The organism is Desulfurivibrio dismutans (genome assembly GCF_029210385.1).
GTDB classification, from domain to species: Bacteria; Desulfobacterota; Desulfobulbia; order Desulfobulbales; family Desulfurivibrionaceae; genus Desulfurivibrio; species Desulfurivibrio dismutans.
This window is the reverse complement of the sequence record NZ_JARGDQ010000001.1, coordinates 61,093-77,651: the sequence shown is the minus strand read 5'-3', so window position 1 is coordinate 77,651 and position 16,559 is coordinate 61,093. Positions and strand designations below refer to the sequence as shown.

The window sequence follows — 16,559 nt, the reverse complement described above, 5'->3', positions numbered from 1 at the left end:
TGCTTATTTTCGTATTACCGACCAACAAAATGGCGAGTTTTCACAAGGTAATCAAGGTTGACGATATCTTATTCCCAGTTTTCGCACAACCACGTTTTTGCCACGCCGATACCAGTCCTGATGGTTTAGCCCAAGTCCGCCAAACATCTGCTCGGCACGACGCAAACAGCAAAAAAGACCGGTATTTTTTGCTGGCCACAGGACCTTTTTTGGTTTAACGACCCCAAGGGGATACCGGAAGTGCCGGGCAATATTACCAGGTTACTGAACATCGGCTGCATGGCAAGCAGATAAAAAGGAAGATGAGCACGGTCAAACTATTTTCATATAACCAATTCACAGGGTTTGTCCCATAAGCGATCACGGCAGGAGCAAATGAAAAATCGTACCAGTATTGACATGGAACGGGCAATTGCCCGCCTGGAAAAGGAGGTTCCCAAGTATCGGGTGCCGGTGGTTGACCTGATCGCAGTCCAAAGCAAAGATCCTTATAAGGTGTTGGTGGCCACCATTCTTTCAGCCCGCACCCGCGACGAAACCACCGCAGCCGCCGCAACCCGCCTTTTTGCCCGAGCCCCAAACCTGGCCGACCTGGCCAAGCTGAATGAAGAGGAGCTGCGCGACCTGATCCGCCCGGTGGGTTTCTTTCGCGCCAAGGCCGGTTACCTGGCCCGCCTGCCGGCGGCGCTGACCGCCGGGTTCGGGGGAAAAATTCCCGACACCGTCGAGAAGTTGATCCAACTGCCGGGGGTGGGACGCAAGACCGCCAATCTGGTGGCGGCGGTGGCCTACGCAAAACCGGCGATTTGTGTCGACACCCATGTCCACCGGATCATGAATATCTGGGGTTATGTCGACACCACCACCCCCGAAGCGACTGAAAAGGCCTTGCGGGCCCAGTTGCCGCTTAAATACTGGCGCCGCATCAACTCCCTGCTGGTGGCTTTCGGCCAGGAAATCTGCCGACCGGTAGGCCCCCACTGCGATCGCTGCCCGCTGACCGATCTTTGCCCGCGCTTGGGAATCACCCCCCGCAAACCGCCGCAACCAAATACTGGCAGAATCTCACCCTCAGCCGGAACGCCCTTGCGGCTGGCGTCCTGGAACGTCAACGGACTGCGGGCCATTGCCAAAAAGGGGTTTACCGAAATTGCGGCCGAACTGGACGCCGACCTGCTGGCCATCCAGGAGATCAAGGCCCATCCGGAACAATTGCCCCTTACAGTGCGCCAGCTACCGGGCTACCAGGCTTTCTGGCTACCGGCGCAACGCCGGGGATACTCCGGGGTGGCTATTTACAGCCGGCTGGAACCGCACAGGGTGATCTACGGGATGGATCTGGGGGAAGAATACGAGCAGGAAGGCCGGGTGCTGACCTTGGAGTTTGCCGACTTCTTTCTGGTCAACGCCTACCTCCCCAACGCCCAGCCGGCACTGGCCCGGTTGGACTTTAAGTTGGATTTCTGCCGCCGCTTTCAACAGTTCACCCAAGGTCTGGCGGTCAAGAAAAACGTGGTGATCGGCGGCGACTTAAACGTCGCCCACCGGGAAATCGACCTGGCCCGGCCCAAAGAAAACGAACAGCACCCGGGATTTTCCCGAGAGGAAAGAGCCTGGCTGGACGGCTTCCTGGCCGCTGGCTTCACCGATACCTTCCGGATGTTCAACCAGGAGAGCGGCCATTACACCTGGTGGAGCTACCGGGGCGGCGCCCGGCAACGCAACGTGGGCTGGCGGATTGATTATTTCTGCATCGACGACGCCGGCCAAAAGCGGGTGCGGGAGGCCGGTATCCGCCCGGAGATCATGGGCTCGGATCACTGCCCGGTGACCCTGACCCTGGCGTGACTGTAGCCGTTCAACAGCGCCCCATCCAGTCGGCGGCTAGCGCCGACTGGCCGAGCTCTGGTACCATTTGCTGCCAAATTCCGTCGCTAAACATGACGGTGCTGGCAAGCTTTATCCCGCGCCGGCGATCATGAACAACTGTCGGCGCCGCCGGCAAGAGCCTCCTGCACCTCCGGGGACTCCAGCCAGGCCCGCAGTTCGTCGGCCAGTTGCTGCAGGCCGCGGCGATGGGCGTCCACCCCGCCAAAAGCATCCGGGCTGGCCGCCGGCTGCCGGATGGTAAACCACCGCGGCCCAATTCTCCGGCCGACCGCCCCCGGCAGCTCAGCCCGCACTTCCAGCAGGGTATAACTGTCGTGGGCCTCCCGGAAAACCTGAATGAATTCGTCCAAGGTCAACCGCACCCGGCAGGTTGCCGGTAAAGCCGGCCGGCGCTCCCGATGGCGGGCGTCCAGCACCATTGGTCGGGAGCCGGCGGCAAGCTCCGGGGCAAAGGACAAATACCGCTCCAGGCTCCGGGTGATCATCTCACCCGGCTCCGCAACCCAGCGACTCTCACGGTACTCACGCCGGCGCAGGTCGTCCCGGTAGGCCAGGCGATACTGCATGGTACGGCTCCGCAACCAGGAAGGAGCCTGCACCTCCACCCGCGGACCGGCTTCCCGAGCCGCCACGGCGGTGGCCCAAGGCTCTCCTTCCGTAGTGAGCAAACGCAATTCATAATAAGCCGGGGCCGGTGGCGGCGCCGCCACCAGGCCACAACCGGTTAACCACAGCAAGTTCAATGACAACAACAACCAGACACGCATCTCTTCCTCCTCCGGCCCACACCTACCCGCCCCGCATTTTGTGGAACACAGGACATTTGCCATGCTCGCCAGCCGCTCAGCGACTGCCTTCCCCCGGCCCCGGCTCCGGTTCCTCCCGGCCCCGCAGGAGAATCTCCGGATTAAGTTCGATCTCTTCCAGCAAGTACCCCAAACGCCGGGAGCCGGCACTGATATCATCCAGCATCCGGTCGATTTTGGGTAACGTCTCAGCCTGCAGCTGCTCTCCGGTCCGCCCCAAATCGCGGCCGAGTTCATCCACCACCCCTTCCAGGCGGGCACTCATGCCGTCAAAGGAGACCAGCAGGGCACGAAAATCCTGGGCCGCCGGCACCGCTTCGGTCCCGAACTGCTCAAAGCTCTCCAGCGCCGCCGCCAGCCGTCGGCGATTGTCCGGCCCCGCCAGTTCCTGCAAGGCCTCGAGCGTAGCCGGCAGGCCGGTCAGGGTCTGGTCAATCCGCTCACCGGCCGCCGTCAACTGCGCGACCATCTCGTCAAACTGCCCTCGATTTTCCTCGGTGAGGAATCGTGCCAAATTATTGGCCATCAGCTCGAGACCCTGCATGGCATCCAGGGCAGCTTCGGCGATTCGGGTGAGCATGCTGGGCTCCAGCGGCAAACGGGGAGGCCGGCCCGGTCGGTCGACCAGGGGGCGCGAATCGGCACCATCATCCTCCAGTTGGACATAAGCCACCCCGGTCACCCCCTGGCTGTCCAGAACCGCCATGGTGCCATGGGTCAGGGGAAGTTCCTCGCGCACCCGGATGGTCACCAGAATTTGCCGCGGTTCGTCGGGGTCCAGCCGGATATCGGTGACCTTGCCCGCCGCCATCCCCCGGAACCTGACGTCGGCCCCCACGTTGAGATTGCCGATATTGCCTTTGGTGACCAAGATATACTCCCGGGCCAGCTCACGTTCTCCGGCAAACCACCAGATGGCAAGCACCATCGCCGCTCCCAGCAGCAGCACAAAAATACCTGCCGCCAGAGCGTAACTACGATTTTCCATCGTTTTCCCTTCCAATAGTCCTTGATTGGAGTCGTTCTAAACAAGCGACCTGTCGGCAACCGTCAGTCCATGGCGGCCGACGGTCCGAAAAAACGTTCAATAAAGGGATGCCGCAACTGCCGGGTCTCTTCCAAGGAAACGGCGCTGATGATTCGCCGGTCGGCCAGCACCGCCACCCGGCCGGCCAGAGAACTCAGGGTGGCGACGTCATGGGTTACCAGCACCACGCTGATTCCCAGTTGCCGCTGCAGCCGCCGGATCAACCGGACAAAGGCCGCACTGCGGTCGGGGTCCAGGCCGGAGGTGGGCTCATCCAGCAACAGCAATTCCGGCTCCATGGCCAGGGCCCGAGCCAGAGCCACTCTTTTCACCATCCCCCCGGAGAGTTCCGCCGGCATCAGCAGGGCATGCTCCGGCTCCAGTTCTACCATGGCCAGCTTGTACGCCACCAGGTCGCGGATCTCGTTCTCACGCACCACCCCGAGCTCCCGCAAGGGAAAGGCAATATTATCGCCCACATTGAAGGCAGAAAACAAGGCCCCTTGTTGAAAAAGCACCCCAAATCGCCGGCGCCTGTTCTGCTGGTCCAGATAATTCCCGGCCCACAAAGGCTCGCCAAACAAAAAAATCTCCCCGGCCGCTGACCGGTTGAGACCGATGATGTGACGCAGCAAGGTGGTTTTGCCACTGCCGGAACCACCCACCAAGGCCACAATCTCATCGGCCCACACCGTCAGATCCACTCCGTCCAACACCAGATTGTCCCCAAACTGGCACACCACCCCCCTCAACTCCACCACCGGCGGCGCCAAACCTTTAACCATCACTGTTTTCCCCGCATCTCAGCCACATATACCCAGACAAAATTTATCCTCCCAGGAATCGAGCCGGAAAACTTGCAGCCGGGCCGCCGATTCGGGCCAGCGGGCCAGCGCCGCGCATCCCGAGTGCGCAGGCCGGGCCGATCGCTGTTTTCGGCGGCGCAGCGGTAAGTTTTCCTCAGAGAGGAACACCGACATTGCGCAGGGCCACCGCAAACATGGCATCCACCAAAATCACCGTGGTGATGGCGGTGACCACCGAAGCGGTGGTATTGCTCGCCAGACTTTCGGTGTTGGGGCGGATGCGCAGCCCGAAATGGCAGGCCACCAGCGCGATCAGCAGCCCGAACACGGCTCCCTTGCCGAGACCGATGTAGAGGTTGGCCATGGGCACCACCTGGGGCAATTTTTCCAGAAAAAAGGCAAAACTGGTCCCCAGTTGCACCTTGGCCGACAGCATGCCTCCAAGCAGGGCCACCGCCGAGGTCCAGAGCACCAGCAGCGGCATCACCAGGGTCAGGGCCAGCACTTTGGGCAGCACCAGGCGAATGGTGCGGGAAATGCCCATGGTCGCCAGGGCGTCGATCTCTTCGGTAACCCGCATCACACCAAGCTGGGCGGTCATGGCCGAACCGGAACGGCCGGCCACCAGAATCGCCACCAGCACCGGCCCCAGTTCCCGAATAATTCCCAGCCCCAGGATGTCCACCAGATAGGCCTCCACCCCGAAGGCCTCCAGTTGCATGGCCGACAGGTAGGAAAGCACCACCCCGATCAAAAAACCCACCAGGGCCGCCACCGGCATGGCCTTAACCCCAACCTTGTGCACATTGGCGGAAAGTTCTTTCAAAGGCCACTGCCGGGGATGACGGAGCAGAAACAGCAGGTCCAGGGTCAACTGCCCCAGTAGCGTGACCAAGTCGCGGGCATGGTGCAGAAAGGAGAACAACAATGATCCCAGCAGAACCAGGGCCGCCAGGGGGGTAAAAAGCGGTGGCCGGGGCAAAGGCTTGCCGCTGTGGGCCGCCACCGCGGTCAGCACCCCCCGCAGTTCTTCGCTAATCTCAAGCTCACGGGGCCAGCGCCGCCCCCAGCGCTGCCAGAGCAGCATGGCGCCAAAACTGTCCAGCCGCTCAACTTCCTGCAGGCGCCAGGGTGAACCAGCCGGCACCGCCTGCAGCTGCAGCCGGATCTGCGCCAGGTGCCGGGCCAGCTCTCCCAGCGTCCAGGTGCCAGTCAGCCGACAGTAGCCACGCGCATCGATTTCCAGACTGGGACGCGCCATGGACCTCAGCCATCCCGGTTCAGCACCTGCCGGACCTTGGCCAGCAGATCGTTATCGTTAATGGACATGGGCTTATAAAGCAGCGGGGTCTGCCGGTCGAGAGCAACCTTCTGCCGCAGCAGATCGGGAGCATAGCCGCTGGCAAAGAGGCAGCGCGTCCCGGGCGCCAAGGCGGCAATGGCATCATAGGCTTCCTTGCCGTTTAAGCGGGGCATGATCAGGTCAAAGAGCAACAGATCGATCTCTTCCCGGTGGGCCTTGAATTTGGCCACCGCATCCTCGCCGTCCACCGCCTCGATCACCCGATAGCCGAACTTCTCCAGCACCGCCCGGGTCATCCGCCGGATGGTGGCGTCGTCCTCGGCCACCAGAATGGTCTCTCCGGCACCCCCCAGGCAAGCCTGACCTGCCGGACCGACTGTGCCCTCCGTGCCCTGGCCTTCACTGGCCAGCAAAGGCAGGTAAATCCGAAAAGTGGTGCCCTTGCCCGGTTCGCTGTACATCTGGATATAACCTTCATGTTGCTGCACAATCCCATAAGCCACCGCCAGGCCCAGGCCGGTCCCCTGCCCCACCCCCTTGGTGGTGAAAAATGGTTCAAAAACCCGCAGACTGGTCTCGGCATCCATTCCCTGGCCGCTGTCTGAGACACTTAACAAGGCATAGGCCCCCGGCTTGCCGTAACCATGGTCGGCAATAAATGCTTCATCCAGTTCGATGCGACTGGTGGCCAGACTGAAGCTGCCCCCGCCCGGCATGGCGTCCCGGGCATTGGTGGCCAGATTGAGCAGGACCTGCTCAATCTGGTGGGCATCGGCCAGTACCGGCAGCTCTCCCTGGCTCCGTTCAACCCGCAGATCAATGTCTTCACCGATCATCCGCTTGAGGAATTTCTCCACCTGGACCACAATCTCGTTGAGCTCCACCGGTTTGCGTTCGCTGGACTGCTTGCGGCTGAACAGCAACAGGCCCTTGGTGAGGTGCGCCCCCCGTTTGGCCGCCGCCATGATCTGCTCCAGATTACCCCGCATCACTTCATCAATACCGGGAGTAAGCTGGCTGATCTGACAGTAGCCGATGACGGCGGTCAGGATATTATTGAAATCATGGGCAATCCCTCCGGCCAGGGTGCCCACCGATTCCATTTTCTGGGCCTGGCGCAACTGCTCCTCCAGCTTGCGCTGTTCGGTGATATCGCGAGCCGTGGAAAGGGTTCCGGTCACCCGGCCCTGGTCATCCTTGAGCATCCGTGACCACCAGGCCAGCAGCCTGGCCTTGCCGTCGCGCCGTCGCTGCCGGCTTTCGCTATAAACCACTTCATCACCCGGCTGAGGGGGGTAAGCAATCTCAAAAGCGGTCTGTCTCTCGACAAAAAAATCCGCCGCCGTACGCCCCAGCAGATCATCGCCAAAAAAGGCGAAACCAGCGGCATTGGCCCAAGTATATGTCTTTTCGGTATCCACCTCAACAATGATATCCGGCACCGCCGCCAGCAAAGCCCGCTGGCGTTGCTGGGAGGCCACCAGCCGGGCCTCCAGCTGGGCCCGCACCCGAGCATGGCGAATGGCCCGCAACAGGTCGTCGCCGGTCACCCTGCCCTTGACCAGATAATCCTGGGCTCCGGCCTCCAGGGCGTTCAGGGCAAATTCATCATCGGCATGGCCGGTAAGCACCACGATGGGCACAGCAGGGGCCAGGGCTTGGACGGCTCGTACCGTCTCCAGGCCGCTGGAGTCCGGCAGGGTCAAATCCAACAGAATCAGCTCCGGCGTCAGCCGGTCCAGGTAAGACTTGGTGGCCGCCAGGCTGTCGGCCACCTCCAGGATGTATCGCTTGGGGGCCGCCTCGGTCAGCAAGTGCCGGATCAAAGCGGCATCGCCGGGTTCATCCTCCACCAGCAGAATATGGCACTCGCTTGTTTTACTCATCTTAATCAGCCTTGAGTCTTCGCCGGTCGACAGCGCCACCGGCTGGTCAGCGCATTTCCAGAGCATCGGTAAGACGCCGCAGCGCGGCGGGCAGATCGACTCCCGCCGGCAGCCGCAGAGTGGCATGGCCCACTTTACGGCCCGGCGCGGCTGACTTGCCGTAAGCATGCAGGTGCAGCCCAGGGTACTGCAACAGGTCCGCCGTGGCCGGCAACTCGCCGATGAAATTGAGCATCGCCGCCTGCCCTACCAGCTCCGTCGACCCCAACGGCCAGCCGAGAATGGCCCGCAGATGGTTGGCAAACTGGCTGGTTTCCGCCCCCTCAATGGTCCAATGCCCGGAATTGTGCACCCGAGGAGCGATCTCGTTGGCCACCAGCCCCGCTTCGGTCTGAAAAAACTCGAAGGCCATTACCCCGACATAGGAAAAGTGCTCCATAATCCGCCGGGTATAATCTTCGGCCAGGGTTTGCAGCGGATCGCCGGCCCGCGCCAGAGAGAGGTGCAAGATGCCGTCCCGGTGGGTATTTTCCGCCAGGGGATAAAAAACCATCGCCCCGTCACGTCCCCGGACCGCCACCTGGGAAACCTCGCGCGCAAACGACACAAAGGACTCCAGGATCAGTTCGGCGCCCCCCAAAACCTGCCAGGCCGCCGCCAGATCGCTTTCCCGGCGCAGTACCAGCTGCCCTTTGCCGTCATAGCCCAGGCGACGGGTTTTCAGCACCGCCGGCAGCCCCAATTTGGCCGCCGCCGCCTGCAACTCTCCTTCACTGCCCACCGCCCGGTAGGCGGGAGTAGGGATGCCCAACTGCGCAAAACACTCCTTTTCCCGCAAGCGATCCTGGGCCGTTTCCAGCACCGCCGGCCGGGGGAAAACCTCCACCCGGTCAGCTAAAAACTCCAGGGCGGCGACCGGTACGTTTTCAAACTCGAAGGTCACCAGATCAACTTGTCGCGCCAGGGCCGCCAGGGCCTCCTGGTCGTCAAAGGCCGCCACCGTGAGGGGAGCCACCTGCCCGCCGCAGGCGGCAGAATTGGGGTCCAGCATGGCAAACTGCAGCCCCAGAGGATATCCGGCCAGAGCCAGCATCCGGCCCAACTGGCCGGCCCCGATAATCCCTACTCTGCCCGCATCGGTAACATCTCCCCCCTTCATGAGCCACTCTCCACCGATCGCCGGGGATCGGGGTCGGCCAGCACCGTTGCCGTCTGCTCCTGGCGGAACTGCTCCAGGGCGGCAGCCACCGCCTCATACTTGTTGGCCAGAATAGCGGCGGCCAGCAGGGCGGCGTTTTTGGCCCCGGCCGGACCGATGGCCAGAGTGCCCACCGGGATCCCACCCGGCATCTGGACGATGGACAACAGGGAATCCAGGCCGTTGAGGCTTTTGGACTGCACCGGCACCCCCAGCACCGGCAGGGCAGTGCGCGCCGCCACCATACCGGGCAGGTGGGCCGCCCCACCGGCGCCGGCAATAATCACCTCCAGACCGCGCACCTTGGCCCCGGCGGCGTATTCAAACAACAACTCCGGCGTCCGGTGGGCGGAAACCACCCGCACCTCGTGGGGAACCCCCAATTCTTCCAGGGTTTCAGCCGCCTGCCGCATGGTCTCCCAGTCGCTGCGGGAGCCCATAATTACTCCAACCAGAACTTTTTTCATAATCCAACTCTTTTTGGGTTCAGCCAAGGGAAAGGATCCGAGATCAAACTGCTAACCCGGCGTTTTATCTCAGTATTTTTTATCAACAGCAACCGCCCGCAAGACTCCGGAGCCCCCGGCATGCCCTTACACGGCGGGAGCAGTTCCGACGAAAAGCACACGGGCCACCAGAGCACAATACTGCCGAAATTATAGTAAACATATCCCTTTTGGGAAAGTTAATATATACAAAGCAACAAACTCTGTTTATTATCTGTTTACCCAAATGGTAAACAACCATGTTCGGCAGACACCCATTACCCCCTTTAGCGGTTAAACAGATAAACAGATTTAAGTTTTGTTTTTGCTTTTAGACAACCATGTTAAATCAAGCTGCTTCCAACAAAAACTCCACCCTGCAGCGTCTTCTCTCCGGCAGCGGCAGCGCCATGGGATTTCGCTGGTTCATCCTGGTGCTGCTGCCGGTCCTGCTGCTGCTGGCCATATCCGGCCAACGCGCCATTGCCGGCTGGGAGCGGGACAACCTCACCCTGGCTTTCCTGGCCCTGGTGGCGGTGCTGGGCCTGCTGTTTTTACTGACTGCCTATATTCGCCAGACTCAGCTTAACCGCTTGCGCGCCACCCAGCGCAACATGGTCTTTGGTCTCGCCAACCTGGCGGAAATGCGAGATCCCGACACCGGCAAGCACCTGGAACGCACCCGGGGCTACGGGGTAATTCTGGCCGACACCCTGCGCCGGCAACCCAAATACCGCCGACTCATTGACGACCGGTTTATCGCCAACCTTTATGACGCCGCCCCCCTGCATGACCTGGGGAAAGTTGGGGTTCCCGATCGGGTGCTGCTGAAACCAGGTCGCCTGGACCGGGAAGAATTCGCTGTCATCCAGACCCACACCACCATCGGGGCCGGCATTCTCGAGCGATTAATGGAAAAAATCGACGAACCGGTCCCCTTTCTGACCATGAGCCACACCATCGCCCTCCATCATCACGAAAAATATAACGGTTCCGGCTACCCGGCCGAGCTGGCCGGCGAGGACATCCCCCTTGAGGCCAGGATCTATGCCTTAGGTGACGCCTACGACGCCATCCGGGCCAAGCGCCCCTACAAAACGCCGGTAACCCATCTGGAAACGGTACAGCGCATTTATGCCTCCCGGGGCACCCATTTTGACCCCGACATCGTCAACGCCTTCCTGGACTGCGAAGAGCATTTTATGGAACTCTTTGACTCCTATCAGGCTTACGACGATATCTACCTCCACCGGGACTCGGCGAATGCACAAGATGGCGGCGGCATCGAGCCGGCTGTGGTCTGGAGCCGGGAATTTGAACTGGGGGTGGACATCATCGACCGGCAGCACCGGGAGCTGATCGAACGGATTAATCAGTTGCTGAACGCCGTGCGCCAGGGCAAGGGCCGGGAGGAAAGCATGACCCTGCTGCGTTTTTTGCAGGAATACGTGGTGGAGCACTTCCAGTCCGAGGAAATTTACATGCGTCGCAAAGGTTACCAGGACTACGAAGCGCACAAGGAAATGCACGACACTTTTGTCGCGGATTTGCACGAGTTGATGGCGGAGGTGGAAAAAACCGGCATCACTTCCGAACATGTGGTGCTGATTAACAGGCGGGTGATCAACTGGGTGGTGGCCCACATCTTTCTGGTGGACAAAAACCTGCGGGCTTGCCAGCGGCCGGTTGAAGTAAAAGAATAAAAAAAGAGCCGGCCCCGCAGCGTTAAGCCACCAAAAAAAATGCGGGCCGGCCCTTTCCGGGACCGATTAAATCAATCATCACCGACATGAATCGCCCGGAAGCGGCGGTTCGCCAGTTCAGTTCTTAATCTAGTTCAGCTCTTTCATTATCGCCTCGGTCACCTCGCCGATGGAAGGCCGTCCATCCACCGAAATCACTTTGGTCCCGCCGCCCAACTGCTTGAAAAAGTTGACCGCCGCCATGGTGCCGGTCTGATCGTCGTAATAGATGTCATGCCGCTTGTCGATGGCCACATCATCTTGGTCGTCGGGGCGGACCTTAAGATCGCCGCCGCAGACCCGGCAGACCATCTTGCCGTCCTTTTCCACCGGCTTGATGGCATCAAAGGCGATATGATTGGGATGGTTATTGTCGTTAACGCAGAGCCGGCGGCCGGTAATCCGCAGCTTGGCCACGTCACGGGGCAGCACGATTTCAACTACGTAATCAAGCTTCATGCCGGCGTCAGCCAGGGCCTTGGCCAGGGTTTCGGCCTGAACCTTGTTGCGGGGAAAACCGTCCAGAATCCAGCCCTGCTTGCAGTCATCTTCCTGGAGACGATTGAGAATCATCGGAATGGTGATATCATCGGGCACCAGGTCACCGCGGTCGATGTACTCTTTGGCCTTCTGGCCCAGTTCGGTGCCGCCGCCGATATTCTGCCGGAAGATGGCTCCCGATTCAATGTGGGGCATACCATATTTTTTCTGTACAATGGCGCCTTGGGTGCCTTTGCCGCTGCCGTTGGGTCCAAAAACCAGAACGTTCATCGACTCACTCCTTTTGCGTGTTTTTTTTAAGAAAAACGGAAGGTCCGTGTTCGCTGCAACCGGGTTAAAATCACCGCGAACTATAAACCACGCCGGAGTGAATGCCAAATAAAAACTGAGAAAAAATGAATAGCGCCTCAGCCGGCACAGGCGCGCCGAAACTCGGCAATCAAAGCCTTGCGGGCGGCGGTATCGAGACGGAAATAAAAGGGACTTAGCATCAGAACTTTTATCGCTTCCCGGGCTGTCATGGCGTCCTCCTTGACTGATGTAAGGTGAATGAACCCTTGCATAGCTGATCGGTCGACACCCCGGAAAAATTAACCCAAAAAGTGAAAGAGCCCAATATGAGCAAAACCATCATTCAATGTCCTAAGTGTGGTCACGCCTGGCCAGTCTGGCACAATCCCCGGCCGACGGTGGACATTATCATCGAAACGGAAGGTGGTATCGTGCTGATCAAACGCAAAACCCCCCCGGCGGGCTGGGCCCTGCCGGGGGGGTTTGTCGACTACGGAGAAAGTCTGGAGGCAGCGGCGATCCGCGAGGCCAGCGAAGAAACCGGACTGACGGTCCGCCTGCGCCGGCAGTTGCACACTTACTCCGATCCCAACCGGGACAGCCGGGCGCACACCATCAGCACCGTCTTCCTGGCCGAATCCGTCGGCGGCACCCTCCAGGCCGGCGACGACGCCGCTCGGGCCGCCGTTTTTCCGCTGGACAGCCTACCGGACCTGGTCTTTGACCATAACCGGATGGTGGCCGACTACCGGCAACCGGGACGCTAACCGCTACGAACTGATTTAAAGGTGAAGTAACTACCCTGCTCATTCTGGCACGTAACTGAACAGCCGTGCCCCAGGTTGCGGTAAGCCAAGTCGGCGTAGCGTACATCAGGTACTCAAGCCGACCTGATCGCCGCAAGATGGGGTGCTGCTGGACAGTTACAAGGGGTAATCCACCAGCGCGTCGTAATCCAGCAGTTCACCACCGCCGGCCCCGGCCACAAACTCTTCCGCCTCTTCCCGGGCGACAAAGGCCAGCGGCCGTGACTCTCCCGGCACCGCCACCACATAATAAGCCTCGGTCATCAGGACTTCAGCGCCGGAGTGGTAATCAAAAACCTTAGCAGTGAACTGAAAGGTTGAAAGCTCGGTGGCACACAGTTCATGGTTGCGCCAGTGGACAGCGCAGGCGATATCGGGATAGGCCCTGACCCCGTAAATGTCGGCCACCACCGAGTACCTGCGTTCATCCCCAGTCACCGGCGAGGCCATCTGGCGGCACTCCGCAATTTCAGCCGCAGCCACCCCGGGACCACCCGGAACAATCAGCAACAAAGCGAGAAACGCCATTATTATTGTTGCCTTACTCATTATCTCCTCCTTTTTCACCCGGCAGAATTCAATATCCCTGTCGGGCCGGCCGGTTTCAGGTTATCTCCCAACGGCCTGAATTTTATAACCAGCGAAAAGATAAAGCAAGCCAAATATGCCACAAAGTATCAGACAAAAAAGCCCCCCCCACGCTGCTTGGCCAAAACCAATTACTTTGACGGAGCCCCGGCGGGCCCAGCTAGCTGCTTGACAGCTCTCGACGAGCAGGCTAGTTTGTGTGAATTCAGCCAGATACCGCGACAAACCAGCACATGCCCGGAGAACCCAGCCATCATGTATTTCCCCACCGCCGGCATTGAAGTCAGCCTCTGGATCCCCCCCCTGGTGGCGCTGGTCATCTCTTTTTTTACCTCCATGGGCGGAGTTTCCGGTGCCTTTCTGTTGCTTCCCTTTCAAATGTCGTTCCTGGGTTACACCACGCCTTCGGTCAGCGCCACCAATCAACTGTTCAATATCGTTGCCATTCCCGGCGGCGTATACCGTTATTTTAAAGAAGGGCGGATGGTCTGGCCCCTGGTCTGGGTGGTGGTGGCCGGCACCCTGCCCGGGGTGCTGCTGGGGGCCGTGATCCGCTTAAGCTGGCTGCCGGACCCGGATCTATTCAAGCTCTTTGCTGCTGCCGTACTGCTGTACATAGGCAGCCGCATGGTCACCGACCTGCTGCGCCCAGTCCCCGCCAGCGCCGGTCAGCTCTCCGCTGAACAACGCTTCCAGGAGCTGGTGCGCAAACATCGCCAAAAGACCAGTGCCACCCCCCATGACAAGCATGAGCCGCTGCCGGTGGTTCATGTTACCCATTTCAACCTCAAGCGCCTTGGCTACACTTTTTACGGTGAGCGGTTCGACATCCCTTTCTGGGGAATTTTCGGCCTGAGCCTGCTGGTGGGAGTAGTGGGCGGAATTTACGGCATCGGGGGCGGCGCCATCATCGCCCCGTTCTTTGTTTCCGTTTTCGGTTTGCCGGTGTACACGGTGGCTGGAGCGGCCCTGACCGGCACCTTTGTCACTTCCGTGGCCGGGGTGGCTTTTTACCAGTTACTGGCCCCTTTTTATCCGGATCTGGTCGTCGCCCCGGACTGGTTGCTGGGACTGCTCTTCGGCCTGGGCGGCCTGGCCGGCATGTATCTGGGGGCCCGCTGCCAGAAGTTGGTGCCAGCCCGGGCCATCAAATGGCTGCTGTGCCTGATCCTGCTGTTCACCGCCGGTAAATATGGCGCTGACTTTTTGTTTAACCTGTAGACCCGGGCCGGCAACCGCCGGCAAAGCATAAAATCGTTGAACGTTAATGAATAAAAAATCTTTTGCCAAATCGGTCCAAGGCACTGAAACCAGTTCCGGCATCGCCCTCAACTGGCTGCTGCGCTTACGCTGGTGGGTAATCGCCTGTCAGATCATGCTGGTGCTGGCTATTTTGCTGCTTTTCCATGTCGCCATTCCCCTGCCGGTGCTGGGTCTGATCATCAGCTTTGCCATCGGCAGCAACCTCTACTTTCACTATCTGGTTCGGTTCAAAGGCGGGGTGGGAGAACAGGCCATCATTGTGGTGATGTTCCTGGATGTCCTGTTGTTCACCGCCCTGCTCTACGTAACCGGCGGCCCGATGAACCCCTTTACCTTCCTCTACCTGGTCCACATCTCTCTGGGAGCCATCCTGCTGCGGCCGGCCTGGGCCATAACCCTGGCCGGGTTGGCCTCGGTGGCTTACGCCGCCCTGTTTCTACTGCCCGCTTATGCCCCTTCCCAAGATCTGGGCCTGGTGGCCCTGGATACCGTTTTCGCCCCCTGCCATGTCCCCAGTGAACAGATTTTTCTTTTCGGCCGAGAGATCTCGCCCCATCTGCAGGGAATGTGGGTGGCCTTTGCCATCACCGCCTTTTTTATCGTATTCTTTGTCAGCCAGGTTTACAAAGCACTGGAGCGCCACCGCCAGGCTATGCAGGAACTAAAAGAAGAACAACGCAAAACCGAAAAACTGGCCTCTCTGGCTACCCTGGCCGCCGGGGCGGCCCATGAACTGGCCACTCCGTTGGCCACCATAGCCGTGGCCAGCGGCGAGATGCGACATCAGCTGCGCAGCCTCGGCACGCCGCTGCACAAACCGCCCTCCGAGGAAGATCTGCCGGCGGCTGAACTGCTGGAAGATGTTGAGCTTATCCGGGAACAGGTTGAACGTTGCCGTGAGATTCTCTACCAAATGGGAGCCGACGCCGGCGAACACCTGGGAGAAGGAACCACGCTGTTTCCGGTAAGCCGGGTGGTGGAACAGGCCTTGAACACCTTCAGCCCCGGCGAGCAGGAACGGATCCTGGTGGACAACCAGGTGGCGGACCTGATGGTCAGGATGCCGCTGCGCACCTTCAGCCGGATCCTGCGGGGACTGCTGAAGAACGGCCTGGAGGCCTCACCGCCGGGCTGGGAAATTGAACTGAACTGCCGCCAGGAAGGGCGCTTTCTGGTCTTCAGCATCCGGGACCAGGGCGAGGGCATGGACGCAACCGCCATGAAGCGGGCCGGGGAGCCTTTTTTCACCACCAAAGAAGTGGGCAAGGGGATGGGGCTGGGGCTGTTTTTGGCTAAAACGGCGGCGGAGCATTTCGGCGGCGGCCTGAGCATTGAATCCCGGCGCGGCCGGGGTACCACAGTAAGCTTACGTTTGGAGGCCGAAAGGATTAAGGCACAATGAGCACCAATAAACAGACCCTCCTGCTGGTGGATGACGAGATTGATTTTCGCAAACGGCTGGGCAAGGCCTTTGCCCGGCGAGGATTCACCGTCTACGAGGCCGAAGGATACGAGCCGGCTCTGGAGCTGCTCAAAAAGGAAAAGCCGGCCCTGGCGGTGATCGACCTGCGCATGCCGGGCAAGTCCGGATTGGAGCTGGTAGCCGCGGCCGCCGGGCTGGACCAGCCGCCGGCCATGGTGGTGCTCACCGGTTACGGCAGCATTGCCACCGCCGCCGAGGCCATTCGGTTGGGCGCTCTTTCTTACCTGCCCAAGCCGGCCGATGTCGACGACATCCTCCAGGCCTTCAGCCTCGACCCCCAAAGGGCCCCGGATCCCCCGGCGGAGGATTTCACCGCCCCTTCCCTGGCGCGGGCCGAATGGGAGCACATCAACCGGGTGCTCAACGACTGCCACGGCAATATCTCCCAGGCCGCCCAGCGGCTGGGTTTGCATCGCCGCACCCTGCAGCGCAAGTTGCATAAATACCCGCCCAAAAATTAGTAATCGTGACGCAACGGATGATT

At 60.2% G+C, this 16,559-nt stretch carries 15 protein-coding genes; 6 read left to right on the top strand and 9 right to left on the bottom strand.

Annotated features, from left to right (window positions below):
* The first annotated feature begins 375 nt into the window (after positions 1 to 375).
* Positions 376 to 1,848, top strand: a complete 1,473-nt coding sequence (locus P0N66_RS00340; RefSeq protein WP_275801966.1) for an exodeoxyribonuclease III — start codon at positions 376 to 378, stop codon at positions 1,846 to 1,848.
* Between the two features lie 128 nt (positions 1,849 to 1,976).
* Here the strand turns inward: P0N66_RS00340 and P0N66_RS00335 are convergent, their stop codons facing one another.
* The 7 genes from P0N66_RS00335 to purE all read right to left on the bottom strand — a co-directional run bounded on the left by P0N66_RS00335 (position 1,977) and on the right by purE (position 9,383).
* Complete coding sequence (locus P0N66_RS00335; protein ID WP_275801965.1) at positions 1,977 to 2,657, bottom strand: ABC-type transport auxiliary lipoprotein family protein; 681 nt, start codon at positions 2,655 to 2,657, stop codon at positions 1,977 to 1,979.
* 76 nt (positions 2,658 to 2,733) lie between these two features.
* Positions 2,734 to 3,684 carry an MlaD family protein gene (locus tag P0N66_RS00330; RefSeq protein WP_275801964.1) on the bottom strand — a complete coding sequence of 317 codons (951 nt, stop codon included), beginning with the start codon at positions 3,682 to 3,684 and terminating at the stop codon, positions 2,734 to 2,736.
* 62 nt (positions 3,685 to 3,746) lie between these two features.
* Entirely contained in the window at positions 3,747 to 4,508 is a 762-nt protein-coding gene (locus tag P0N66_RS00325; RefSeq protein WP_275801963.1) for an ABC transporter ATP-binding protein, read from the bottom strand.
* Positions 4,509 to 4,683: 175 nt separating this feature from the next.
* Positions 4,684 to 5,790 carry an MlaE family ABC transporter permease gene (locus P0N66_RS00320; RefSeq protein ID WP_275801962.1) on the bottom strand — a complete coding sequence of 369 codons (1,107 nt, stop codon included), beginning with the start codon at positions 5,788 to 5,790 and terminating at the stop codon, positions 4,684 to 4,686.
* A gap of 5 nt (positions 5,791 to 5,795) precedes the next feature.
* Positions 5,796 to 7,718, bottom strand: coding sequence for a hybrid sensor histidine kinase/response regulator (locus P0N66_RS00315; RefSeq protein ID WP_275801961.1), 1,923 nt, complete (start codon positions 7,716 to 7,718; stop codon positions 5,796 to 5,798).
* Positions 7,719 to 7,764: 46 nt separating this feature from the next.
* On the bottom strand, positions 7,765 to 8,877 hold the full coding sequence (locus tag P0N66_RS00310) for a 5-(carboxyamino)imidazole ribonucleotide synthase (protein WP_275801960.1): 1,113 nt from the start codon (positions 8,875 to 8,877) through the stop codon (positions 7,765 to 7,767).
* Entirely contained in the window at positions 8,874 to 9,383 is a 510-nt protein-coding gene (gene purE / locus P0N66_RS00305; RefSeq protein WP_275801959.1) for a 5-(carboxyamino)imidazole ribonucleotide mutase, read from the bottom strand. Before purE ends, P0N66_RS00310 begins: the two co-directional genes overlap by 4 nt.
* Positions 9,384 to 9,742: 359 nt before the next feature.
* Here purE and P0N66_RS00300 point away from each other — a divergent pair, with 359 nt between their 5' ends.
* Complete coding sequence (locus tag P0N66_RS00300; protein WP_275801958.1) at positions 9,743 to 11,104, top strand: bacteriohemerythrin; 1,362 nt, start codon at positions 9,743 to 9,745, stop codon at positions 11,102 to 11,104.
* A 129-nt stretch (positions 11,105 to 11,233) separates the two neighbouring features.
* Here the strand turns inward: P0N66_RS00300 and P0N66_RS00295 are convergent, their stop codons facing one another.
* Positions 11,234 to 11,914, bottom strand: coding sequence for an adenylate kinase (locus P0N66_RS00295; RefSeq protein ID WP_275801957.1), 681 nt, complete (start codon positions 11,912 to 11,914; stop codon positions 11,234 to 11,236).
* A gap of 347 nt (positions 11,915 to 12,261) precedes the next feature.
* Between P0N66_RS00295 and P0N66_RS00290 the strand changes: the two genes are divergently transcribed.
* Positions 12,262 to 12,702 (top strand): NUDIX hydrolase, encoded by a 441-nt coding sequence (locus tag P0N66_RS00290; protein ID WP_275801956.1) that lies wholly within the window; start codon positions 12,262 to 12,264, stop codon positions 12,700 to 12,702.
* Positions 12,703 to 12,858: 156 nt separating this feature from the next.
* Here P0N66_RS00290 and P0N66_RS00285 read toward each other — a convergent pair whose 3' ends face one another.
* The gene (locus P0N66_RS00285; RefSeq protein ID WP_275801955.1) at positions 12,859 to 13,290 is read right to left on the bottom strand and encodes a hypothetical protein; all 432 of its coding nucleotides are present in this window, start codon (positions 13,288 to 13,290) and stop codon (positions 12,859 to 12,861) included.
* Positions 13,291 to 13,584: 294 nt separating this feature from the next.
* Here P0N66_RS00285 and P0N66_RS00280 point away from each other — a divergent pair, with 294 nt between their 5' ends.
* The 3 genes from P0N66_RS00280 to P0N66_RS00270 are packed head-to-tail and all read left to right on the top strand — an operon-like array spanning position 13,585 to position 16,536.
* Positions 13,585 to 14,550, top strand: a complete 966-nt coding sequence (locus P0N66_RS00280) for a sulfite exporter TauE/SafE family protein (RefSeq protein ID WP_275801954.1) — start codon at positions 13,585 to 13,587, stop codon at positions 14,548 to 14,550.
* 46 nt (positions 14,551 to 14,596) lie between these two features.
* Positions 14,597 to 15,994 carry an ATP-binding protein gene (locus P0N66_RS00275; protein WP_275801953.1) on the top strand — a complete coding sequence of 466 codons (1,398 nt, stop codon included), beginning with the start codon at positions 14,597 to 14,599 and terminating at the stop codon, positions 15,992 to 15,994.
* Positions 15,991 to 16,536 (top strand): response regulator transcription factor, encoded by a 546-nt coding sequence (locus tag P0N66_RS00270; RefSeq protein WP_275801952.1) that lies wholly within the window; start codon positions 15,991 to 15,993, stop codon positions 16,534 to 16,536. Before P0N66_RS00275 ends, P0N66_RS00270 begins: the two co-directional genes overlap by 4 nt.
* Positions 16,537 to 16,559: the final 23 nt, after the last annotated feature.

What these genes read in the sequence shown, in the direction of transcription:
- P0N66_RS00340 (WP_275801966.1), top strand. Translation starts at nt 376, where the DNA reads ATGAAAAATCGTACCAGTATTGACATGGAACGGGCAATTGCCCGCCTG.
- P0N66_RS00335 (WP_275801965.1), bottom strand. Translation starts at nt 2,657, where the DNA reads ATGCGTGTCTGGTTGTTGTTGTCATTGAACTTGCTGTGGTTAACCGGT.
- P0N66_RS00330 (WP_275801964.1), bottom strand. Translation starts at nt 3,684, where the DNA reads ATGGAAAATCGTAGTTACGCTCTGGCGGCAGGTATTTTTGTGCTGCTG.
- P0N66_RS00325 (WP_275801963.1), bottom strand. Translation starts at nt 4,508, where the DNA reads ATGGTTAAAGGTTTGGCGCCGCCGGTGGTGGAGTTGAGGGGGGTGGTG.
- P0N66_RS00320 (WP_275801962.1), bottom strand. Translation starts at nt 5,790, where the DNA reads ATGGCGCGTCCCAGTCTGGAAATCGATGCGCGTGGCTACTGTCGGCTG.
- P0N66_RS00315 (WP_275801961.1), bottom strand. Translation starts at nt 7,718, where the DNA reads ATGAGTAAAACAAGCGAGTGCCATATTCTGCTGGTGGAGGATGAACCC.
- P0N66_RS00310 (WP_275801960.1), bottom strand. Translation starts at nt 8,877, where the DNA reads ATGAAGGGGGGAGATGTTACCGATGCGGGCAGAGTAGGGATTATCGGG.
- purE (WP_275801959.1), bottom strand. Translation starts at nt 9,383, where the DNA reads ATGAAAAAAGTTCTGGTTGGAGTAATTATGGGCTCCCGCAGCGACTGG.
- P0N66_RS00300 (WP_275801958.1), top strand. Translation starts at nt 9,743, where the DNA reads ATGTTAAATCAAGCTGCTTCCAACAAAAACTCCACCCTGCAGCGTCTT.
- P0N66_RS00295 (WP_275801957.1), bottom strand. Translation starts at nt 11,914, where the DNA reads ATGAACGTTCTGGTTTTTGGACCCAACGGCAGCGGCAAAGGCACCCAA.
- P0N66_RS00290 (WP_275801956.1), top strand. Translation starts at nt 12,262, where the DNA reads ATGAGCAAAACCATCATTCAATGTCCTAAGTGTGGTCACGCCTGGCCA.
- P0N66_RS00285 (WP_275801955.1), bottom strand. Translation starts at nt 13,290, where the DNA reads ATGAGTAAGGCAACAATAATAATGGCGTTTCTCGCTTTGTTGCTGATT.
- P0N66_RS00280 (WP_275801954.1), top strand. Translation starts at nt 13,585, where the DNA reads ATGTATTTCCCCACCGCCGGCATTGAAGTCAGCCTCTGGATCCCCCCC.
- P0N66_RS00275 (WP_275801953.1), top strand. Translation starts at nt 14,597, where the DNA reads ATGAATAAAAAATCTTTTGCCAAATCGGTCCAAGGCACTGAAACCAGT.
- P0N66_RS00270 (WP_275801952.1), top strand. Translation starts at nt 15,991, where the DNA reads ATGAGCACCAATAAACAGACCCTCCTGCTGGTGGATGACGAGATTGAT.